The organism is Luteimonas aquatica (assembly GCF_022662575.1).
Classification (GTDB): Bacteria; Pseudomonadota; Gammaproteobacteria; order Xanthomonadales; family Xanthomonadaceae; genus Luteimonas; species Luteimonas aquatica.
Map to the genome: position 1 here is coordinate 82,901 of NZ_JALBFU010000004.1, position 19,562 is coordinate 102,462.

At 70.7% G+C, this 19,562-nt stretch carries 19 protein-coding genes; 11 read left to right on the forward strand and 8 right to left on the reverse strand.

Features of this window, described 5'->3' with window-relative positions; all coding sequences use genetic code 11:
- Nucleotides 1-13 precede the first annotated feature (13 nt).
- Together panE and MD221_RS10890 are read left to right on the forward strand one after the other, a co-directional pair.
- A complete protein-coding gene (gene panE / locus MD221_RS10885) occupies nt 14-964 on the forward strand; it encodes a 2-dehydropantoate 2-reductase (protein WP_242111745.1) in 951 nt (316 codons plus the stop codon).
- 93 nt (nt 965-1,057) lie between these two features.
- Nucleotides 1,058-1,948: a DUF2167 domain-containing protein gene (locus MD221_RS10890; protein ID WP_242111746.1), complete on the forward strand. Its 891-nt coding sequence runs from the start codon at nt 1,058-1,060 to the stop codon at nt 1,946-1,948.
- A gap of 154 nt (nt 1,949-2,102) precedes the next feature.
- Here the strand turns inward: MD221_RS10890 and MD221_RS10895 are convergent, their stop codons facing one another.
- Together MD221_RS10895 and MD221_RS10900 are read right to left on the reverse strand one after the other, a co-directional pair.
- Entirely contained in the window at nt 2,103-2,894 is a 792-nt protein-coding gene (locus MD221_RS10895) for a TatD family hydrolase (RefSeq protein ID WP_242111747.1), read from the reverse strand.
- A gap of 75 nt (nt 2,895-2,969) precedes the next feature.
- Nucleotides 2,970-4,721, reverse strand: a complete 1,752-nt coding sequence (locus MD221_RS10900; RefSeq protein WP_242111748.1) for an endonuclease — start codon at nt 4,719-4,721, stop codon at nt 2,970-2,972.
- Nucleotides 4,722-4,806: 85 nt separating this feature from the next.
- Between MD221_RS10900 and hrpB the strand changes: the two genes are divergently transcribed.
- Both hrpB and MD221_RS10910 read left to right on the forward strand, forming a co-directional pair.
- Nucleotides 4,807-7,332: an ATP-dependent helicase HrpB gene (hrpB, locus tag MD221_RS10905; protein ID WP_242111749.1), complete on the forward strand. Its 2,526-nt coding sequence runs from the start codon at nt 4,807-4,809 to the stop codon at nt 7,330-7,332.
- 127 nt (nt 7,333-7,459) lie between these two features.
- Nucleotides 7,460-7,822 carry a hypothetical protein gene (locus tag MD221_RS10910; RefSeq protein ID WP_242111751.1) on the forward strand — a complete coding sequence of 121 codons (363 nt, stop codon included), beginning with the start codon at nt 7,460-7,462 and terminating at the stop codon, nt 7,820-7,822.
- Between the two features lie 39 nt (nt 7,823-7,861).
- Here MD221_RS10910 and MD221_RS10915 read toward each other — a convergent pair whose 3' ends face one another.
- From MD221_RS10915 to MD221_RS10925, 3 genes are read right to left on the reverse strand one after another with little or no spacing between them, the layout of a single operon-like run.
- Nucleotides 7,862-9,022 (reverse strand): hybrid sensor histidine kinase/response regulator, encoded by a 1,161-nt coding sequence (locus MD221_RS10915; RefSeq protein WP_339328424.1) that lies wholly within the window; start codon nt 9,020-9,022, stop codon nt 7,862-7,864.
- 57 nt (nt 9,023-9,079) lie between these two features.
- Nucleotides 9,080-9,631, reverse strand: a complete 552-nt coding sequence (locus MD221_RS10920) for a pseudouridine synthase (RefSeq protein WP_242111753.1) — start codon at nt 9,629-9,631, stop codon at nt 9,080-9,082.
- A gap of 37 nt (nt 9,632-9,668) precedes the next feature.
- Nucleotides 9,669-10,532, reverse strand: a complete 864-nt coding sequence (locus MD221_RS10925; protein ID WP_425602254.1) for a class I SAM-dependent methyltransferase — start codon at nt 10,530-10,532, stop codon at nt 9,669-9,671.
- A gap of 158 nt (nt 10,533-10,690) precedes the next feature.
- Here MD221_RS10925 and MD221_RS10930 point away from each other — a divergent pair, with 158 nt between their 5' ends.
- Together MD221_RS10930 and MD221_RS10935 are read left to right on the forward strand one after the other, a co-directional pair.
- Nucleotides 10,691-11,125: a VOC family protein gene (locus MD221_RS10930; RefSeq protein WP_242111754.1), complete on the forward strand. Its 435-nt coding sequence runs from the start codon at nt 10,691-10,693 to the stop codon at nt 11,123-11,125.
- Nucleotide 11,126: 1 nt separating this feature from the next.
- A complete protein-coding gene (locus MD221_RS10935; RefSeq protein ID WP_242111755.1) occupies nt 11,127-12,149 on the forward strand; it encodes an NADP-dependent oxidoreductase in 1,023 nt (340 codons plus the stop codon).
- Between the two features lie 10 nt (nt 12,150-12,159).
- On the opposite strand, the gene aceK is transcribed toward MD221_RS10935, so the two are convergent.
- Both aceK and MD221_RS10945 read right to left on the reverse strand, forming a co-directional pair.
- Entirely contained in the window at nt 12,160-13,875 is a 1,716-nt protein-coding gene (aceK, locus tag MD221_RS10940; protein ID WP_242111756.1) for a bifunctional isocitrate dehydrogenase kinase/phosphatase, read from the reverse strand.
- Nucleotides 13,876-13,949: 74 nt separating this feature from the next.
- Nucleotides 13,950-14,840, reverse strand: coding sequence for a LysR substrate-binding domain-containing protein (locus MD221_RS10945; RefSeq protein WP_242111757.1), 891 nt, complete (start codon nt 14,838-14,840; stop codon nt 13,950-13,952).
- Between the two features lie 95 nt (nt 14,841-14,935).
- On the opposite strand from MD221_RS10945, the gene MD221_RS10950 reads away from it, so the two are divergent.
- The 5 genes from MD221_RS10950 to MD221_RS10970 all read left to right on the forward strand — a co-directional run bounded on the left by MD221_RS10950 (nt 14,936) and on the right by MD221_RS10970 (nt 17,963).
- Nucleotides 14,936-15,151 (forward strand): hypothetical protein, encoded by a 216-nt coding sequence (locus MD221_RS10950; protein ID WP_242111758.1) that lies wholly within the window; start codon nt 14,936-14,938, stop codon nt 15,149-15,151.
- Between the two features lie 60 nt (nt 15,152-15,211).
- Entirely contained in the window at nt 15,212-15,517 is a 306-nt protein-coding gene (locus tag MD221_RS10955; RefSeq protein ID WP_242111760.1) for an antibiotic biosynthesis monooxygenase family protein, read from the forward strand.
- Nucleotides 15,518-15,582: 65 nt separating this feature from the next.
- Nucleotides 15,583-16,554, forward strand: a complete 972-nt coding sequence (locus MD221_RS10960; RefSeq protein WP_242111762.1) for a DMT family transporter — start codon at nt 15,583-15,585, stop codon at nt 16,552-16,554.
- 95 nt (nt 16,555-16,649) lie between these two features.
- Nucleotides 16,650-16,796 (forward strand): hypothetical protein, encoded by a 147-nt coding sequence (locus MD221_RS10965; protein ID WP_242111763.1) that lies wholly within the window; start codon nt 16,650-16,652, stop codon nt 16,794-16,796.
- A 300-nt stretch (nt 16,797-17,096) separates the two neighbouring features.
- Nucleotides 17,097-17,963 (forward strand): right-handed parallel beta-helix repeat-containing protein, encoded by an 867-nt coding sequence (locus MD221_RS10970; protein ID WP_242111764.1) that lies wholly within the window; start codon nt 17,097-17,099, stop codon nt 17,961-17,963.
- 90 nt (nt 17,964-18,053) lie between these two features.
- Here the strand turns inward: MD221_RS10970 and icd are convergent, their stop codons facing one another.
- Complete coding sequence (icd, locus tag MD221_RS10975; protein ID WP_242111765.1) at nt 18,054-19,382, reverse strand: NADP-dependent isocitrate dehydrogenase; 1,329 nt, start codon at nt 19,380-19,382, stop codon at nt 18,054-18,056.
- Nucleotides 19,383-19,562 lie beyond the last annotated feature (180 nt).

Consider the following 19,562-nt stretch of genomic DNA (forward strand, 5'->3'; position numbering starts at 1 on the left):
AAAGGCCGGACGGATGCGGATACTGGTTCTCGGCGCCGGCGGTACCGGCGGCTACTTCGGCGGCCGCCTCGCCCAGGCGGGCGCCGATGTCGCTTTCCTGGTCCGTCCGGCGCGCGCCGCGCAGCTGCGCCGGGACGGGCTGCGCATCCGCAGCCCGCTCGGCGATGCCGAGGTGGCGGTGGCCTGCGCCACGGCCGAGGAACTGCCGGCGCTGGCCGTGCGGCAGCCGTTCGACCTGGTGCTGCTCAGCTGCAAGGCCTACGACCTCGACAGCGCCATCGAGGCGGTCGCGCCCGCGGTCGGCGCCGAGACCGCGGTGCTGCCGATCCTCAACGGCCTGCGCCACTACGACGCGCTCGACGCCCGCTTCGGCGCTTCGCGCGTGCTCGGCGGCCTGTGCTTCATCAGCGCGGCGAAAGGGCCGCAGGGCGAGATCCTGCATCTGGGCAAGCCGGCGTCGCTGACCTTCGGCGAACGTGCGCCCGGAACGGGCACGGCGCATCTGCGCGCGTTCGACGCGCTGTGCGCGCAGGCGGGCATCGACCGCCTGCACAGTCCGCGCATCGCCCAGGAGCAATGGGGCAAGTTCGCCTTCCTCACGGCGCTTGCCGCCGGCACCTGCCTGATGCGCGCGAGCATCGGCGGGATCGTCGCGGCCGAGGGCGGCGCCGCGCTCATGGAAGCGCTGTACCGCGAATGCCTGGCGGTGGCCGGAGCCGCCGGCGAACCGGTGCCGGCGCAGGCCGCGGACGCCGCGCGCGAAACCCTGACCCGGGCCGGATCGCCGCTCACCGCCTCGATGCTGCGCGACCTGGAGGCCGGGCAGCCGGTGGAGGCGGCCCATATCGTCGGCGACATGCTGCATCGCGCGCGCGCCGCCGGCCAGTGTGCGCCGTCGCTGGCCGCCGCCTGGACCCACCTGCAGTGCTATGAGGCCCGGCGGGCGACGGCCGCGCCGGCCTGATCTTCCCCGCGCGCCTTGCTTGCGCGGCACGGGAGGCCGCTGCACACTGATGCGCAGGACGTGGGGACGTCCACCAGGGAAAGGGGACACGACATGTTCGCAAGATGGTTGGCGATCGGCCTGCTGGCCGTGACCGCGGGCGCCTACGCCCAGCCCGACGAGGGCAAGCTCAAGGCCTTCGTCGACGGCCTGCATTTCCGCAGCGGCGAGATCGCCGTGCCCGAGGCCGACGCGCACTTCAAGCTCGACGCCGGCTTCCGCTATCTCGACAAGGCCGACGCCCGCAAGGTGCTGGAGCAGCTGTGGGGCAACCCGCCCGACGAGAGCGTGCTCGGCATGGTGGTGCCCAGCGCCGCGCCGCTGGACAGCGAGCAGTCCTGGGCGGTGGTGGTGACGTACTCCGACGAGGGCTACGTCTCCGACGAGGACGCCGCCAAGACCGACTACGACGCCATGCTCAAGGACCTGCAGGCCGGCACCCGGGAGGAGAACGCCGAGCGCAAGAAGCAGGGCTACGAGACCGTGGAACTGGTCGGCTGGGCGGTGCCGCCGCGCTACGACAGCGCCAGCAAGAAGCTGTACTGGGCCAAGGAGCTGGATTTCGAAGGCTCGCCGCAGCACACCCTCAACTACGACATCCGCGTGCTCGGCCGTCGCGGCTTCCTCAGCCTCAATGCCGTCTCGGACATGGCCGAGCTGCCGGCGGTGCAGGCCGGCATGCAGCAGCTGCTGCCGATGACCGAGTTCGACCAGGGTGCGCGCTACGCCGACTACGACGCCTCCACCGACAAGATCGCCGCCTACGGCGTCGCCGCGCTGATCGGCGGCGGCCTTGCCGCCAAGACCGGCCTGCTGGCCAAGATCGGCGTGCTGCTGCTGGGCCTGAAGAAGCTGCTGGTCCCGCTGCTGGTGGTGGTGGTGGCCTTCGGCAAGAAGCTGCTCGGCCTCTTCCGGCGCGAGAAGGCGACCGGCACGGTGCAGTAGGGGTTGCGCAAGCGCCGCGGCGCCGCGGCGCGTCACCCCGGCAGGCGGACGAACTCCCGCGCGACGGCCGGCGTCGCGGCGGCCGCCCCGTCGACGGCCGTCGCGCGGGCGTTCTTCCGCCTGCCGGGGTGCCGCGCCGCGGCGCCGCGGCGCTTCACCCCGGCAGGCGGAAGAACTCCCGCGCGACGGCCGTCGTCGAGGCGGCCGCCGCGTCCGCCGTCTCGCCGCGATCGCGCGCCAGCTCCTCGACGATGTGCGCCAGGTACATCGGCTCGTTGCGGCGGTGCGCCGGGGCCGGCTTGATCGTGCGCGGCAGCAGGTAGGGCGCGTCGGTCTCGATCATCAGGCGCTGCGCCGGGATGTGCGGCACCAGCTCGCGCAGGTGCCGGCCGCGGCGCTCGTCGCAGAGCCAGCCGGTGATGCCGATGTGCCAGTCCCGGTCGAGGTAGTCGAACAGTTCCTCGCGGGTGCCGGTGAAGCAGTGCACCACCGCCGGGCCGAGCCGGCCGTCGAAGTTCCTCATCATCGCCATGAAGTCGGCGTGCGCGTCGCGCTGGTGCAGGAACAGCGGCTTGCCGGTGTCCGCGGCGGTCTGCAGCTGGCGCTCGAAGGCCTTGCGTTGCGCCGGGCGCGGGGAGAAGTCGCGGAAGTAGTCGAGTCCGCATTCGCCCACCGCCACGACCTGCGGATGCGCCAGCAGCGCGCGCATCTCGGCGTCGCATTCGTCGGTGTACTCGGTGGCGTGGTGCGGATGCACGCCGGCGGTGGCGAACAGCACCCCCGGATGCGCCTGCGCCAGGGCCAGCGCCTTGGGCGAGTGCTCGCGGCTGGCGCCGGTGACCACCAGCTGCGCCACGCCGGCGGCGTGGGCGCGGGCCAGCACCGCGTCGCGGTCGTGGTCGAAGCTGTCGTGGGTGAGGTTGGCGCCGATGTCGATTAGTTGCATTGCGCCAGTGTAAGGGGCGGGCCGCGCTCCCGCTTGCACGTTCCCGCCCGGGGAACCGCGGCCCGCCCTGCGGCGTCAGTTCGCCAGCTGGCAGCTCGCCGGCTTGCTGGAGGTGAACAGCGCGTTGGTCGCCCACTCCGGATGGTCGACGAAGGGATTGCGGTTGCCCTGGAAGCTGTAGATCACCTCGTTGCGCGCGCGCTCAGCCGCGTCCGGCGGATCGGCCTGGTGCCAGGCCAGCAGTGTCGACAGCAGCCCCATGTAGGCCGGCGAGCTGGACGTGATGACGATCTGGCTGCGGTTGTCGGTGAGTTCCAGGTCGGGCTCGGACTGGCCGTTGGCGCCGGTGCCGCCCTCGTAGCGGATCGCCATGTACATCACCGCGCGCGCGGTGTCGCCCTTGCGCTTGCTCCAGGTCTGGAAGGAGCCGCCGTTGCCGTCGGGGCCCTTGAACCAGTTCGACTGCCCGCTGCCGCCGCTGCCGTTGTTCACCTCGGTGGTGCGCTCGCTGCAGCCGGAGGAGGACGGGCAGTCGGCGTAGGGCTTGTTGCCGCGGTCGGCGTTGTGGCTGGTGTCGCTCAGGTACAGCATGTGCGTGTCGGTGTAGGGCGCGTTGGGCAGGCCGAGGTCGCCGGTGGCGCTGCCGAAGCCGAGCGAGTTGGGCCAGGTGTGCTCGCGGTTGTAGGTCAGCCCCGAACCGGTGCCGGCGCGGTCGCTGCCCTTGGCGTAGCTGCGGTTGCGGTAGACGTCGAGCACGCGGCCGCTGTTGTTGGGGTCCTCGTCGGCGATCTCGAGGATGCTCCAGGTGTTGGTGGTGCCGCCGCTGTAGGGGTAGGCGGTGTGGTCCTTGATGATCTCGTGCAGCGAGCAGCGCAGCTGGCTGGCGCTGCTGGTGTTCACGCGCGAGTAGTAGTCGCCGCCGCTGCCGCCGTCGGCGACGGTGAAGCCGACCACGGTGTTCTGCGCCGGATGCGCGCCGCCGGCGTCGCTGACCTTGGACGCGACGACGGTGAAGGTGCAGCTTTCGCCCGCGTGCAGTGCCGTGCCGGTGGAGGCGGTGATGGCCGTGCCGCTGCCGGGGTAGGTGAGCGACACCGCGCCGGACTGCGCGCACTGCAGCGTCAGCGCGCCGCTGGCCAGGGTGACGGCCTCGCTGAAGTTGGCGACCAGGTCGCCGGCGGCGGGGAAGCCGCCGCTGCCGTTGGCCGGCGTGGTCGAGGTCACGCTCGGCGGCGTGTTGGGCGCGGTGGTGGTGAAGGTCTGGCCGTTGTTGCAGGCGCCGAAGGTCTGCGTCGCCGAGCCCTGCCAGGAGAACTGCGCGTAGCCGCTGCCGCTGCCGGAAAGCTGCAGCGAGGTGCCGGCCGCGGTCGAGCCGGATTCGGACACCGGCAGGTTGACGCTGGTGCGTCCGGACGCCGGGCCGTTGCTGGCGGTGACCTGGCCTTCGTAGCTGAGGAACTGCACCACGTTGCCGCTGCCGTCGACCAGAGCGATGGCGTCGTTGCTGCCGTTCTGGATGCCGTTGGTGGGATAGCTGAGCGTGGCGATGCGCACGCTGCCGCCGCAGGTGACGGTGCTGCCGGCCGGCACCAGGTCGTTGTCGTAGGTGGTGGCCGAGGACGGCGTGCTGCCGTTGTAGAGGTAGATGCGGTACGTGCCCAGGCTCTCGCCGGCGGTGGCGACGACCTCGATGCGCTCGCCGACGTCGCCGGAGGAGGTGGCGTCGTCGTAGTGGAATTCGTTGATGAACACTTCGGCCCGCGCGGTCGGCAGGGCCAGGGACAGGGCGCAGGCAAGGGCGCCGACGGCGAAAGGCGAACGCGACATCTGTACTCCCCGGGCAAAAGACTCCAGGAATCTAGCCCAGTTATGTGACACTCGCCATCCGCAACCGCAGCAAGCCCCGCAGAACGTGAGCGCCGACGCATTCCCCATCGCCGAATTGCTGCCGCGCATCATCGATTCGCTGCGCGCGCACCCGCGGCTGGTGCTGGAAGCGCCGCCCGGCGCCGGCAAGACCACGCAGGTGCCGCTGGCGCTGCTGCAGGCCGACTGGCTGCAGGGGCGGCGCATCCTCATGCTCGAGCCGCGCCGCGTCGCCGCGCGCGCGGCTGCCGGCTTCATGGCCGCGCAACTGGGCGAGGCGGTGGGCGAGACCGTCGGCTACCGCATCCGCTTCGAGAACAAGGTCTCCGCGCGCACGCGCATCGAGGTGGTCACCGAGGGCATCCTCACCCGCATGCTGCAGGACGATCCCGAACTGGGAGGCGGCGGCCCGCAGGGCGTGGGCGCGCTGCTGTTCGACGAATTCCACGAGCGCCATCTCGCCGGCGATCTCGGCCTGGCCCTGGCCCTGGACGTGCAGGCCGGCCTGCGCGAGGACCTGCGCATCGTGGCGATGTCGGCCACGCTCGACGGCGAAAGGCTGGCGGCTTTTCTCGACGCGCCGCGATTGTCCAGCGCCGGCCGCAGTTTTTCGGTGCGCATCGCGCACTTCCCGGCGCGCCGCGAGGAGACGCTGGAGGCGCAGGCGCGGCGCGCGGTGGCGCACGCGCTCGACGCGCATCCGGGCGACGTGCTGGTGTTCTTGCCCGGCCAACGCGAGATCGCCCGCGTGGAGGCGGCACTGACCGGCGGCGATGCGCCGTCGATGCGCGATGTCGCGGTGCTGCCGCTGCACGGCGAGCTTGCGGTCGAGCGCCAGTCCGAGGCGCTGCGGCCGGACCCGCAAGGCCGGCGCCGCGTGGTGCTGGCCACCAACGTCGCCGAATCCAGCGTCACGCTGCCCGGCGTGCGCACGGTGGTCGACGCGGGCCTGGCGCGGGAACCGCGCTACGACCCCAACAGCGGATTCGCGCGCCTGGACACGGTGGCGATCTCGCAGGCGTCGGCCGACCAGCGCGCCGGCCGCGCCGGCCGCATCGCCGAAGGCTGGGCGTACCGCTTGTGGCCGGCCTCGCAGCGGCTCGAACCGCAGCGCCGTCCGGAGATCGCGCAGGTCGAACTGGCGGGCCTGGCGCTGGAACTCGCCGCCTGGGGCAGCGCGGACCTGCGCTTCGTCGATGCGCCGCCGCGCGGCGCGCTGGCGGCGGCGCACGACCTGTTGCGCCGGCTCGATGCGCTCGACCAGGGCCATGCCATCACCGCGCAGGGCCGGCGCATGCTGGCGCTGGGCACGCATCCGCGTCTGGCGGCGATGCTGTTGTCCGCGCGCGATCCGGTCGCGCAGGCCCTGGCCTGCGATCTGGCCGCGCTGCTCGAGGCGCGCGACCCGCTTCGCAACCGGGGCGATGCCCTCGCCGCGCGCTGGCGCGCGCTGGCCGCGTTCCGCAACGGACGCGCGCCCCCCGACACCAGCCGCGGCGCGCTGGCGGCCATCGACGCCGCGGCTAGGCAATGGCGGCGGCGCCTGCGCGTGGATTCAGCGCCGCCGTCGATGATCGAGGCGCACGCGCTCGGCGATCTGCTCGCGCACGCCTTTCCCGATCGCATCGCTTACCGTCATGCCGACGACCTGCGCCGCTACCAGCTCGCCAACGGCCGCATGGCGCGGCTGTTTGAGGACAGTGCCCTGCTCGGCGAACCCTGGCTGGTCGCCAGCGAGCTGCGCTACGAGGCCAAGGACGCCTTGCTGCTGCGCGGCGCGCCGCTGGACGAGGCGGCGCTGCGCGCGCGCTTCGCGCCGCATTTCCGCGACGGCGACGAAACCCGCTGGGACGCCGCGCGCCGCGCGCTGGTCAGCGAGCGCGTGCGCCGCTTCGACGGCATCGTGCTCGACACCCGGCCCGGCGGCCGCGTCGAGCCCGAGGCCGCCGCGCGCGCGCTCAGCGACGCGGTGCAGACGCTGGGACTGGACGCGCTGCCGTGGAGCGAGGCGCTCGCGCAGTGGCGCGCGCGGGTGCGCAGCGTGCGCGCGTGGATGCCCGAGCTCGCGCTCCCCGATCTCTCCGACGAAGCATTGCTGGCGACGCGCGAGGACTGGCTGCGCCCCGCCTTCGCCGGCAAGACGCGCTTCGACGCGCTCGATGCCGATGCCTTCGCGCAGGCGCTGCGGGCATCGCTGGACTGGAGCCTGCAGCAGCGCATCGACGCGCTCGCACCCGCGCGCCTGCTGGTGCCCTCGGGCATGGAGCGGCGCATCGAGTACGCCATCGGCGAGGACGGCACGCCGGCCGCGCCGGTGCTGGCGGTGAAGCTGCAGGAACTGTTCGGACTGGCCGATACGCCGCGCGTGGCCGAGGGCCGCGTGCCGCTGACCCTGCACCTGCTCTCGCCGGCCGGCCGGCCGTTGCAGATGACCCAGGACCTGCGCAGTTTCTGGGAACGCACCTATCCGGAGGTACGCAAGGAAATGAAGGGCCGCTATCCCAAGCATCCCTGGCCGGAGGATCCCTGGAACGCGGTGGCCACGCATCGCGCCAAGCCGCGCGGCAGCTGAGCCGCGCCGCGCCGCGGGGGCGCGGCCGGGGACCAGCCGGCGTTCATCTTCCGTCGGCATGCTCTAACGCCAAGCCAACGCGATTCCTGCCACACTGGCGGCGAATCGGAGCAACGGAGATGAGCCCATGAGCAAGTTCGAATCCCTCACCGGCCGCGCGCTCGAGATCGCCGGCAGCGTCGGCGACAGCCTGAAGAAGAGCGTGCCCGATCGCGCCATGAAGTGGGTGGAGACCGGCGCGGCGCTCGGCGCGGTGAAGGCCGGCGGCCGCGCGGCGACCACGCTGGTGCGGCGCAATCCCGCCGTGGCGATCGCCACCGTCGCCGGAGCGGGCGTGCTCTGGTATCTGGTGCGCCGCCACCAGAAAAAGAAGGCGCTGGGCCAGCCGATCGACGGCAAGGCCACGCGCATCGAAGCCAGGAAGGCGCCCTCGCGCCCGCGTGCGGCGCGCAAGGACACCGCGCAGGCCTCGACGTCCTCGGAGAGCTGACGATCCGCGCCGGCGCCGCGATGGCGGCGCCGGCGTGCCTCAGGCGTGTGCGTCGGGCAGTTCGATCACGAAGCGCGCGCCGCCGTCCTCGCGGTCCTCGTACCAGAGCTGGCCACCGGCGTTGACCAGGATCTGCTTGGCCAGCGACAGGCCGAGGCCGCTCGACAGGCCCGGGTCGCGATCGGTCAGGCGGACGAATGGCTTGAACAGCTCGTGCTGGCGCGTCACCGAGATCCCCGGGCCGCGGTCCTCGACCACCACCTGGCGGAAGCCCGGCGCGCCGGGGCGCACGCAGATGTCGATGTCGCTGGCCGGCGCGTACTTCATCGCGTTGCTGATCAGGTTTTCCATCACCTGGCGCAGCACCAGCGCGTCGATGGCCACCGGGCGGCAATGCTCGGCAGGTGCCTGCATGCGCAATTGCCGGCCGCGGGTTTCCAGCTGCAGGCCGTAGCGTCCCGACAGCCAGGCGAGGATTTCCGGAAGCGCGGCGCTCACCCGCGCCTCGTGCCCGCTTGCGACGGCGGCATGGTCGGCCTGGGTTTCCAGGTAGCGCTTGATGTAGCCCAGCGCGTCCATCGCGCTGTCGTGGATCATCTGCAGATAGCGCGGGATGCGTTCGGGCCGCGTGCCGTCGCTGAGCAGGATGTCGCTGGCGAACAGCACGCTGCTGAGCGGATTCTTCAGGTCGTGCGCGACCAGGTTGACCAGATCCTGGCGTTCGCGCGCCACGCGTTCCAGGCGATCGCGCGCCAGCTTCAGGCCGACGTGCGCGTCCACGCGCGCCAGCAGCTCCTCGGGCATGAACGGCTTGGTGACGTAGTCGACGGCGCCGGCGTCGAAGGCGCGCAGCAGCAGGTCGCGGTCGTGCGCGGCGGTGAGGAACACCACCGGCAGGCGCAGCAGTTCGGCGCGCTGCTTGATCTCGGTGAGCAGGGCGAAGCCGTCCATGCCCGGCATCAGCATGTCCAGCAACAGCAAGTCCGGCGCCTGGGCCGTGGCGATCTGCAGGGCCTCGCCGCCGCTCTCGGCGACCACCACCTCGTAGCCGTGGCGCGCCAGCAAAGAGCTGACCACCCGCAGGTTCACGGGCTGATCGTCGACAACGAGAATCCTGCCCGGTATCGGCGCAGGAGTTGCCGGCCCGAAGTTAGCGGATATCGCGCTCACGCCCCAAACCTGAACAGGTGTGACGAACACGTTAGCAGAATCGCCGGACGCCCCGCCAATCGGCGTGCGGCCGGAGGCCAAACGTGTTCAGGAAGTGCCGTCGCCGGCCTCCCGCCAGGCCCCGGGCGGGAGGTCGGCCAGGTGCCAGGGGCCGATGGCGGCGCGCACCAGGCGCAGCGTCGGCAGGCCCACGGCCGCGGTCATGCGCCGGACCTGCCGGTTGCGGCCCTCGGACAGGCCGATCTCCAGCCAGGCGTCGGGCACCGTCTTGCGGTAGCGCACCGGCGGGTCGCGCGGCCAGAGCGCCGGCGGGGCCTCCAGCAGGCGGACCCGGGCCGGCAGCGTCGGACCGTCATTCAGCGCGACCCCGGCGCGCAGCGCCTGCAGCTGCGCCGGCTGCGGCGCGCCCTCCACCTGGGCCAGGTAGGTCTTGCGCAGCTTGTGCCGCGGGTGGCTGATGCGTTGCGCCAGCGGCCCCTCGTCGGTGAGCAGCAGCAGGCCCTCGCTGTCGAAATCCAGGCGCCCGGCGGCATAGACGCCGGGCGGCAGGCCGAACTCGGCCAGCGTGCGCCGCGGCGGCACGCCGCGGTCGGTGAACTGGCACAGCACGCCGTAGGGCTTGTTGAAGGCGATCAGCATGGCGCCGGGAGGACGAGGCGCTGTCGGCGCGCGGCCCTCAGGGCTTCACGAAGCGCAGCGTCATGCGGTCGCTCTCGCCGATCGCCTGGTACTTGGCATCGTCCGCGGCCGGATGGTCGTTGCTCGGCGGCAGCGTCCACACGCCGTTGGGATGGTCCTTGGTGTCCTTGGGATTGGCGTTGATCTCGCTCTGCGCGTCGAGCTTGAACCCGGCGGCCTCGGCCAGCGCGATCACCTGCGCCTGCCCGACGTAGCCGCTGCCGTCGTCGGCCGGCACGTCGGCCTTGGCGCGGTGCTCGACCACGCCGAGCACGCCGCCGGGCTTGAGCACGTCGTAGAAGCCCTTGAACATGCCCTCGGCCTGCCCGGCGCTGCGCCAGTTGTGCACGTTGCGGAAGGTCAGCACGAGGTCGGCGGAGTTCGCCGCGCCGAACGAGGGTTTCGCCGGATCGTAGGCGACGGTGGCGGCGCGGTCGTAGCGCGCGGGCGCGCCGGCGAACTTCGTCTCCAGCGCGGTCTTCTGCTTCTGCTGGTACTCGCGGCCCTTCTCGATCTTGTCCGGGTCGACGATCGCGGCCACGTACTTGCCGTTCTCGCGCAGGTAGGGCGCGAGGATCTCCGCGTACCAGCCGCCGCCGGGCGTGATCTCGATGACCGTCTGCGTCGGCTGCAGCTTGAAGAAGCTCAGGGTTTCGCCCGGGTGGCGATAGGCGTCGCGCAGCACGTTCTTCGGACCGCGCCAGTCGCCGGCGACGGCCTGCCGCAGCTCCGCGGACACCGCTGGCGCGGCCTGTGCCGCCGCGGCGTCGGCCTTGGGCGCCTCGGCCAGCGCCGCGGGAGCGCACAGCAGGCCGAGCGAGAGCGCGAGGGTGGCGCGGGACAGGGATTTTGGCGACGACATGGCGCGACTCCGGGGGAATGGAAGACGCGCAGCCTGCCACATTCCCGCGACGATCGCGTTTTGCGTTGCAGCGACGGAACGCCGCCTTTCCGCCGGTGGCGTCGGCATGCTGGCCGAATCTCCGTATGGTGCGGGCACGCATCGATCCCGGAATCCCCATGACACCCGCCTCCCGATTCGACGCGCTCTGGCGCGAACGCAACGACACGCGCGGACTGAAGACGCCGCGGGTGATGATCCGCGTGTTCGTGCCGCCGGGCACGCTGGACGAGGCGGTCGCCTTCTACGAGCGGCTGCAGGGCGTGGCGGCCGACGGCGGCTTTCCGTTTCCGGAAGCGGGCCTGCGCCTGGCCATGGTCGGCGCGTTCCTGCTGCTGGAGGGCAGCGAGCAGGCGCTGGCGCCGTTCAAGTCGACCACCGGCACGCTGCTGGTCGAGGACGTGCAGCCGTACTACGACGCCCTGGTCGCGGCCGGCGCGAAGATCATCTTCCCGCTGCAGCGGGTGCCCACCGGCGCCTGCTTCAACGCGGTGCATCCCGACGGCACGGTGGTGGAGTACGTGCACCACCGTCCCGACGCGCAGGGGCGCTGAGATGGCCGCGACCGAGAACGTGCGCATCGTGCTGGCCTCGCGCCCGCACGGCGAACCGACCCTGGAGAACTTCCGCCTCGAACGCGCCCCGCTCCCGGTGCCGCGCGCCGGCCAGGTATTGCTGCGCACGAGATTCCTCTCGCTCGATCCCTACATGCGCGGACGCATGAGCGATGCCAGGTCGTACGCGCCGCCGGTGCAGATCGGCGAGGTGATGGTCGGGCGCACGGTCTCGGAGGTGGTGGAATCGCTGCATCCGGACTTCAGGCCGGGCGAAGTCGTCACCGCCGACGCCGGCTGGCAGGTCTATGCGCTGGCCGAGGGCGCAGCGCTCACGCGCAAGCTCGATCCGGCCGGCCCGCCGCCGAGCACCGCGCTCGGCGTCCACGGCATGCCCGGGTTCACCGCCTACGCCGGCCTGCACGAGATCGGCAAGCCCAGGGCCGGCGAGACCGTGGTGGTGGCCGCGGCGGCCGGTCCGGTGGGCGCCACGGTCGGACAGATCGCGCGGCTGCGCGGTGCGCGCGTGGTCGGCATCGCCGGCGGCGCGGCCAAGCGCGACTATCTGCGCGAGGAACTGGGCTTCGACGTCGCGCTGGACCATCGCGATCCCGAGTTCGCCGCGCAGCTGCAGGCCGCCTGCCCGGCCGGCATCGACGTGTACTTCGAGAACGTCGGCGGCCCGGTGTTCGACGCCGTGCTGCCGCTGCTCAACGACTTCGCGCGCATGCCGGTGTGCGGCCTGATCGCGCACTACAACGACACCGCGCCGCCGCCGGGCCCGGATCGCACCAGTGCGCTGATGAGCATGATCCTGCGCCGGCGCCTGACCGTGCGCGGCTTCATCCAGCGCGATTTCATCGCCCTGTACCCGCGGTTCCTGCGCGAGATGGGCGCCTGGCTGCGCGAGGGTGCGATCCGCTACCGCGAGGACATCGTCGAAGGCCTGGAGAACGCGCCGCAGGGCCTGATCGGCCTGCTGCGCGGCGACAACTTCGGCAAGCGCGTGGTGCGCGTGGCCTGATGCGCGCGGCTCAGCGCAGCCGCGCGTCGTCGGGGTAGGGCGGCGTGTCGGGATAGTCGCCGCGCCGCAGCCGCGCCTGCAGCGCGCGCCACCAGGAGGGGTCGAAGAGCTCCGAGTGCGCCTGCCGGAACGCCTGCGCCATGCTCGGCAGCAGGCCGAGGAAATGCGGGAAGCGCTCGGGGAAGACGTCGTGCGGGCCGACGTGGAACCAGGGCTCGTCGGCGATCTCCTCCTCGTAGCAGGTCGGTTCCGGCCAGTCGCGGAAGCGGCAGTCGGTGACCAGGCACAGCTCGTCGTAGTCGTAGAACACCACCCGGCCGTGGCGGTTGACGCCGAAGTTCTTCAGCAGCATGTCGCCGGGGAAGATGTTGTTGCGCGCCATGTCCTTGATCGCCTGGCCGTAGTCCAGGGCCACGCGCAGCGCGTCCTCGGGGTTCGCCTGCTCGCGCAGGTAGAGGTTGAGCGGGCGCAGCCGGCGCTGCACGTAGCACAGGTGCACGACCACGGCGCGGCCGTCCACCGAGACGCTGGCCGCGCAGCTGCCGAGCAGCTCCTCCAGCAGCTCCGGCGCGAAGCGCGCGCGCGGAAAGCGCAGGTGGCGGTAGGGCTGCGAGTCGAGCAGGCGGCCGACGCGGTCGAGGTGGAAGACCTGCGCGTACTTGTCCTCCACGTCCTGCCGCGACATGGTCTTGGGCTCGGCGAAGCGGTCGCGGATCACCTTGAACACCAGCGGGTAGCTGGGCAGCGTGAACACCGCCATCACCATGCCGCGGATGCCCTCGGCCTGGGTCAGCGCCTCGTCCGTGTGCTGCGTGAAGTGGCGCACGAAGGTGCGGAAGCGCTCGGTCTTGCCCTGTTTGGCGCGGCCGAGCACCGTGTACAGCTCGTCGATGGGCTTGGCCGGCAGGATCGTGCGCAGGAACACCACCGCGTCGCCGACCGTGGACAGGTCGGCCTGGAAATAGCTGCGCGCATAGCTGAACAGGTGCGCGACGTCGGCGCGGCGGGTCAGCACCGCCTCGGCGCGGAGCTTGCCGCCGTCGTTGACCAGGGCGATGACGCAGGGCGAGAAGCGGTGCTCGCCGAGCACGCGGCCGATCAGGTAGGCGCGGCGCTCGCGGTAGAAGACCGTGTCGAGCAGGTCGATCGAGCGCACCGGATGCTCGCCCCAGTGCGCCAGGTCCTGCTCCAGCCGTTTCGCCAGCCGCCGCGCGCAACCGTCGCGGTCGGCGTACGGCACCTCGAAGCGGTAGTCGGCCAGCACCCGCGCGAACATGTCGGCCACCTGCCCCGAGACCGCGTAGCTGTGCCGCGCCACCGGATGCGTGATCGCATCGGTGGGCTCGATGTCCATGGCGATGAACTCGATCGCCCGGTCCACGCCCTGGGTCTTGAAGAAGCGCCGGGTAAGCGTGTTGTAGAAGGTCTTGTACAGCTCGCGGTCGATCAGCTCGGCGATGGAGCCGGCGTAGTAGTCGCGCACCGCCGACCACAGGCCGCGGTCGTGCGCGCGGCCGAGCAGCGCGGCCTGCAGGCGCAGCGCGCATTCGGCGATGCATTCGTCGTACAGCTCGATGCGCGCCACCGCGTCCAGGCGCGCGGCCGCCCAGTCCATGGTCTCGAAGCGCGTCTTGGCGCGCCGGGTGATCTCGGCGAAGCGGGCGTGGTAGTCCTCGAACGCGTCGCGGATCAGGGTGGCGATGGAAGCGGCGGCGATGTCGTCCATGGGCCCGGGAGCGAGGGGAGAGGCGCGGGGAGAGAGTAACAGCGGCCAAGGCCTCCGCCCTGCCCGCCGCGCCCTCACTCGGTCTTGCGGACGTGCTCGGCGGCCTGCTCGCGCAGCCAGTCGCGGAACGACAGGAAGCCGCGGTGCTCGGCCGAGCGCTGCGGGTAGACCAGGTAGTGGGCGTAGCGCGTCTTCAGCCGCTGCGGCGAGAGCCGCACCAGCTGTCCGGATTCGAGCAGCAGCCGCGCGCGGGTCAGGCGCCCCATGGCCACGCCGACGCCGTCGAGCGCGGCGCGGTGGTGCGATTCGGAACTGTCGAACACCGCCACGAAGCGCGTGGGCGGCGTGCCGCCGGCCTGCGCGAACCAGTTGTTCCATTCCCCGTCCGGATCGCCCAGCAGCGGCCATTCGGCCAGCGGGCGGACATCGATGCCGCCGCCCATGCGCTCCACCAGCGCCGGGCTGGCCATCGGCACCAGCCACTCGTCGAACAGGTGCTCGGCGGTCACCCCCGGCCACTGCCCGTAGCCGATGCGCAAGGCCGCGTCGATGCCGTCGTTGCTGGCGAAATCCACCACCGCCTCGCTGGAGAGCAGGTTGATCTCGATCTTCGGATGGGCGGCCAGGAACGAGCCCAGCCGCGGCACCAGCCAGTTCGAGGCCATCGACGGCGTGGCGCTGACGGTGAGGATGTCGTCGCGCCGCGCCGCGAAGGGCTGTACCGCCTGGGCGATGGCGTCCAGGTGCGGGGCGATGCGCTCGAGCAGGCGCTGGCCCTCGGCGGTGAGCGAGACCCCGCGCGCGTTGCGCGCGAGCAGCTTGTAGCCCAGCCGTTCCTCCAGCGCGCGCATCTGGTGGCTGAGCGCGCTGACGGTGACGTGCATCGATTCGGCCGCGCGCGAGAGGTTGCCGAAGCGCGCGGCGGCGACGAAGCCCTGCAGGGCATGCAGTGGGGGTCGGCCCATTGTGAACTCACCTCAAGGCTTGGTTGCCGTTTTGTCGCTTTTTCGGGCCTGAGTATGCGCGTATCTTCGATTTCACTCAATCACCGAGGTCGGCCATGAACCTGTTTACCGGACTGTTGTTCCAGCAGGGCCATATCCTGAATACGGACCTGGCCCTCTCCCTGGCGAACCAGGAAGCCGATGCCGAGGCCAGGCCGGCATCGGCGGATGCTGGCGCCGGCACGCCGCGCCGCGAGTCGCCCTGCCTGGCGTTCAAGCGCGGCGCGATCGCCGCGATCTGCTCGGCGACCGCCCTGTCGCCGTTCCGCTGATCCCCAGGCGCCGGCCGCCCGGCGGCCGGCATCGCCATCGACACGAACGGAGCACTTCGCATGATCGCGCGCCTGTGGCACGGCACCACCCTGAGCGAGGTCGCCGACGACTACCTGGCCTACCTGCTCGCCAGCGGCGTGGCCGACTACCGCGCCACGCCGGGCAACCTCGGTGTGCAGGTGCTGCAGCGGCGCGAAGGCCGCATCGCCCATTTCCTGATCGTCTCGACCTGGGAATCGCTGCAGGCCATCGAGGGCTTCGCCGGCGCCGATCTCACCCGCGCCCGCTACTACCCCGAGGACGACCGCTATCTGCTGGCGCGCGAGGAGCGCGTGCAGCACTACGAGATCGCCGCCACCACGTGAGCCGCGTGCACGCGGCGCGGATGCGCGCTTCGGGTACATTGCCGGTTTCGTTCCGGGGATCGGCCATGTGGTTGGGCACGCTGTACGCACTCGCCGCCGGGCTGATGTGGGGGCTGGTGTTCGTCGCCCCGCTGCTGTTGCCGGAATACTCGGCGGCGCTGCTGGCGATGGGGCGCTATCTCGCCTTCGGCCTGATCGCGCTGCCGCTGGCCTGGCTGGACCGCGCCGAGCTGCGCAAGCTGCGCGGCGCCGACTGGCTGGAGGCGGTGAAGCTCTCGGCGATCGGCAACCTGCTGTACTACGTCTGCCTGGCCGCCGCCATCCAGCGCGCCGGCGGTCCGCTGCCGACCATGATCATCGGCACCTTGCCGGTGGTGATCGCGATCAGCGCCAACCTGCGCAACCACCGCCGCGACGGCCGCCTGCCCTGGCGGCGCCTGGCGCCGTCGCTGCTGCTGATCGCGCTCGGCATCGCCTGCGTCAACCGCGCCGAACTGCAGGCGCTGCGCGACGAACCGAATGCCGATCCGACCCGCTACGCCCTCGGCGCGCTGCTGGCGATCGTCGCCGTGGCCTGCTGGACCTGGTACCCGCTGCGCAACGCCGACTGGCTGCGCGACCACCCCGGCCGCAAGCCGCGCGCCTGGGCCACCGCGCAGGGCCTCACCGTCTTGCCGCAGGCCCTGATCGGCTATGTCCTGGTCTGGGCTTGGTACGCGGTCTCGGGCAACGGATTCCCGATGCCGCTCGGCCCGCGGCCGATGTTCTTCGTCGGCCTGATGGTCGCCATCGGTTTGTTCGCCTCCTGGCTCGGCACCCTGTGCTGGAACGAGGCCAGCCAGCGCCTGCCCACCGCCCTGGTCGGCCAGCTGATCGTCTTCGAGACGCTGGCCGCATTGGGCTACGCCTTCGCCCTGCGCGGCCAGATGCCGCCGCCGCTCACCCTGCTCGGCATCACCCTGCTGGTCGGCGGCGTGGTGTGGGCGGTGCGGGTGAAGCCGGAGCCGGCGGTGATGCTGGAGAAACACCAAGGATAGAGAGGATGCTCTTAGGGATATGCAAGAGCGATCCTGCAGACAGCGTCCGCCTTTCTGGCCTTGTCGCATTTGGAAGATGCATCACGATGGGAACCTTGGAACAGCTCCTGCAGTCCACTTCCGATACGTTGTTTCCCGCCGACATGGGCGAGCACCGAGTGGCGGTCAATAGCCGTGACGTCGACGGCGAGATGATTCACGCAAGCGGCGAGCGCTCAGCGCCAGAGCATCCAAAAAGCTGAATTTTTAATCGGTGGTCTCCGGCTATGAGACCCTCCCTGGCTATCATTTTCTGATCACGCCGACGCCATTCCGATCGCACATGAAGGGTCGCGGCGTGGTTTAGCCGTAGTGAATCGCCGGGCGTCATGCCCGGTTCGCAGGCGCGTCGGGGAACGCGCTTAACGTCATCACGCATCGCGATCGAAGGAGCCGGCTCCTTCGGCTACGCGACCGTGCGCCAACAAGGGGGTGGTATGCGCCACGCAGCAGCAAGGCAAGCCGAACAATTCGTCCGAAACACCATGCAAAGGAGATACATCATGCGCTCATCGATCATCACCGGCCTGCTCCTGGGAAGCTGCGGTTTCGCGGCCCATGCCGAGGCCGGCAACTGCACCGCGATCGACACCCTTCCGGCGACGATCGGTACGCCGGGTCTGTACTGCCTCGACCAGAACCTGGCGACCGCCATCGTCAGCGGCAATGCCATCACGATCAATACCGATAATGTGACCATCGACTGCAATGGACGCAGTATCGACGGTTCCGCCGCGGGTCCGGGCACGGTGGCGTTCGGCATTCGCGCACAGAACAGGGCCGATGTCACCATCCGCCACTGCAGTATTCGCGGGTTCTATATCGGATTGCAGCTTGGCAACACCGACAACAGCAACAGCCAGGGACATCTGGTGGAGCACAATCACGTGGATGCGAGCACGATGGTCGGCATCGACGTGCAGGGATGGGGCAGCATCGTGCGGGCGAATCAGGTGACCGACACCGGCGGCCGCCCGTCGGTGGGCACGGCCAAAGGCATCTTCGTGCAGGGCAACGGCCTGGTTGCGAACAATCTGGTGAGTGGCGTCAAGCCGGCGGCCGACAGCAGCTGGGGCAATCCAGTGGGCATCCATGCCGTATCCGGCCCGTTCGAAGTCGTCGACAACCGGATTCTCGGCGTGGTGACGATCGGCAGCAACGGCACCGCGAACGGGATCCTCGCCTGGATGGGGCCGTCGGAGAACGTGTCCAGCTATCGCAACAACACGATCATCAACAGCGGCGCCACGCCGGGATATGGCATCTACATCGACACCGGGAACAAGTCCGTGTGCCGCGGCAACACCGTCGCCAATTACGCGAACGGATTGGCGGCTTGCTTCGATGGCGGCGGCAACGTCAGCAGATAAGGAAGCATTGGCGGGCCACACGGCATATGCCGAAAACAGAAAAGGCCCGGCGATGCCGGGCCTTTTCCATGCGGGCGGAACGCTTGCGCCTTACAGGTGCTTGATGATCTCGTCCGCGAACTCGCTGCACTTCACCTCGGTCGCGCCCTCCATCAGGCGGGCGAAGTCGTAGGTGACGCGCTTGCTGGCGATGGCCTTGTCCATGCCGGCGATGATCGCGTCCGCCGCCTCGGTCCAGCCCATGTAGCGCAGCATCATCTCGCCCGAGAGGATCACCGAGCCCGGGTTCACCTTGTCCTGGCCGGCGTACTTGGGCGCGGTGCCGTGGGTGGCCTCGAACACGGCGTGGCCGGTGACGTAGTTGATGTTGGCGCCCGGGGCGATGCCGATGCCGCCGACCTGCGCGGCCAGGGCGTCGGAGAGGTAGTCGCCGTTCAAGTTGAGCGTGGCCACCACGTCGTATTCCTTCGGCCGCAGCAGGATCTGCTGCAGGAAGGCGTCGGCGATGGCGTCCTTGATGACGATGCCCGCGCCCGGCTTGCCTTCCGGAATCACGTGCCAGGGGCCGCCGTCGAGCTCGACCGCGCCGAAGTTGTCGCGCGCCACCTGGTAGCCGAAGTCGCGGAACGCGCCCTCGGTGAACTTCATGATGTTGCCCTTGTGCACCAGGGTGACCGACTTCTGGTCGTTGTCGATCGCGTACTGGATGGCCGCGTGCACCAGGCGTTCGGTGCCGAGCCAGCTGACCGGCTTGATGCCGACGCCGACCTTGATGCCCGGCTCCTTGGCCGGCATGCCGATGTCCTGCAGCTGTTTCTCCCAGGCCGCCGCCTTCTCGGCCGTGCCGAAGCGGATCTTGTCGAACGAGCGCGGGAATTCCTTGGCGAGGAAGTCCAGCACCTTCTGCGCCTCGGCGCTGCCCGGCTCGAACTCGATGCCGGCGTAGATGTCCTCGGTGTTCTCGCGGAAGATGGTCATGTCGACGTCGCCGGGCTTCTTCACCGGCGAGGGCACGCCCTCGAACCAGCGCACCGGGCGCAGGCACACGTACAGGTCGAGCATCTGGCGCAGGGCGACGTTGAGCGAGCGGATGCCGCCGCCGACCGGCGTGGTCAGCGGCCCCTTGATGCTCACCAGGTATTCGCGGCAGGCCTCGACGGTGGCGTCGGGCAGCCAGTTGCCGGTGGCGTTGTAGGCCTTCTCGCCGGCCAGCACTTCCATCCATTCCAGCTTGCGCTTGTCGCCGTAGGCCTTGGCCACCGCGGCGTCGAGCACGCGCACGCTGGCGCGCCAGATGTCGGGACCGGTGCCGTCGCCCTCGATGAAGGGGATGATCGGACGGTCGGGAACGTTGAGGCCTTGCGCGGACTGGGTGATCTTGCTGCCACCGGCAGGAACTGTCGGGGTGAAATCTGACATCGGAATCTCCGAGGTGAGGGATCGCGCTGGGCCGGTGGCCTTGGGCACCGGCCGCGGACCGGCGGGTCCGCAGCCGATACGACCGCATCGGGGCGGCAGCTCGACTGGCGCGTACGAAAGCCTATTGTCGCGGTTTAGCCGGTCCGCGGCAAAGCGCGCGACGAGCGGATCGGGCCGGCC

What these genes read in the sequence shown, in the direction of transcription:
- MD221_RS10970 (WP_242111764.1), top strand. Translation starts at nt 17,097, where the DNA reads ATGCGCTCATCGATCATCACCGGCCTGCTCCTGGGAAGCTGCGGTTTC.
- MD221_RS10890 (WP_242111746.1), top strand. Translation starts at nt 1,058, where the DNA reads ATGTTCGCAAGATGGTTGGCGATCGGCCTGCTGGCCGTGACCGCGGGC.
- MD221_RS10960 (WP_242111762.1), top strand. Translation starts at nt 15,583, where the DNA reads ATGTGGTTGGGCACGCTGTACGCACTCGCCGCCGGGCTGATGTGGGGG.
- MD221_RS10910 (WP_242111751.1), top strand. Translation starts at nt 7,460, where the DNA reads ATGAGCAAGTTCGAATCCCTCACCGGCCGCGCGCTCGAGATCGCCGGC.
- icd (WP_242111765.1), bottom strand. Translation starts at nt 19,382, where the DNA reads ATGTCAGATTTCACCCCGACAGTTCCTGCCGGTGGCAGCAAGATCACC.
- MD221_RS10930 (WP_242111754.1), top strand. Translation starts at nt 10,691, where the DNA reads ATGACACCCGCCTCCCGATTCGACGCGCTCTGGCGCGAACGCAACGAC.
- aceK (WP_242111756.1), bottom strand. Translation starts at nt 13,875, where the DNA reads ATGGACGACATCGCCGCCGCTTCCATCGCCACCCTGATCCGCGACGCG.
- MD221_RS10895 (WP_242111747.1), bottom strand. Translation starts at nt 2,894, where the DNA reads ATGCAACTAATCGACATCGGCGCCAACCTCACCCACGACAGCTTCGAC.
- panE (WP_242111745.1), top strand. Translation starts at nt 14, where the DNA reads ATGCGGATACTGGTTCTCGGCGCCGGCGGTACCGGCGGCTACTTCGGC.
- MD221_RS10920 (WP_242111753.1), bottom strand. Translation starts at nt 9,631, where the DNA reads ATGCTGATCGCCTTCAACAAGCCCTACGGCGTGCTGTGCCAGTTCACC.
- MD221_RS10900 (WP_242111748.1), bottom strand. Translation starts at nt 4,721, where the DNA reads ATGTCGCGTTCGCCTTTCGCCGTCGGCGCCCTTGCCTGCGCCCTGTCC.
- MD221_RS10945 (WP_242111757.1), bottom strand. Translation starts at nt 14,840, where the DNA reads ATGGGCCGACCCCCACTGCATGCCCTGCAGGGCTTCGTCGCCGCCGCG.
- MD221_RS10935 (WP_242111755.1), top strand. Translation starts at nt 11,127, where the DNA reads ATGGCCGCGACCGAGAACGTGCGCATCGTGCTGGCCTCGCGCCCGCAC.
- MD221_RS10925 (WP_425602254.1), bottom strand. Translation starts at nt 10,532, where the DNA reads ATGTCGTCGCCAAAATCCCTGTCCCGCGCCACCCTCGCGCTCTCGCTC.
- MD221_RS10955 (WP_242111760.1), top strand. Translation starts at nt 15,212, where the DNA reads ATGATCGCGCGCCTGTGGCACGGCACCACCCTGAGCGAGGTCGCCGAC.
- MD221_RS10950 (WP_242111758.1), top strand. Translation starts at nt 14,936, where the DNA reads ATGAACCTGTTTACCGGACTGTTGTTCCAGCAGGGCCATATCCTGAAT.